Origin of the sequence: Stenotrophomonas sp. AS012628, assembly GCF_010608305.1 — a bacterium.
GTDB lineage: Bacteria > Pseudomonadota > Gammaproteobacteria > Xanthomonadales > Xanthomonadaceae > Stenotrophomonas > Stenotrophomonas geniculata.
Window position 1 is genome coordinate 1 of the sequence record NZ_VMBJ01000121.1, and the last position, 282, is coordinate 282.

1 pseudogene is annotated in these 282 nt (G+C 68.4%); it reads left to right on the top strand.

Annotated features, from left to right (window positions below):
* A pseudogene (gene tadC / locus G5A07_RS21230) lies at nucleotides 1–282 on the top strand (type 4b pilus Flp biogenesis protein TadC); the annotation flags it as partial.

Genomic DNA, 282 nt, shown 5'->3' on the forward strand with positions numbered 1-282 from the left:
TTTTCGCGGCGCTCCTGATGGCGGTCGGCGGTGCCTTGTTGCTGTTGCTCCAGGCGCGCAACGGCAGCCGCGAGCAGCGCCTGATCGAGAGGCGCCTGGGAGCGCTGGCCAACCCTGGCGGCTCGACCAGGTGGCTGGCCGGCATGACCGAGCGGATGGACGACAGCTTCTGGGTGCGGCGCCTGCAACTGATGGACAGCGAGGCCCGCCAGTTGCTGCAACAGGCCGGCTGGCACGAGAGTCGCTACCGGACCCTGTACCTGATCTCGGTGTTCCTCACGC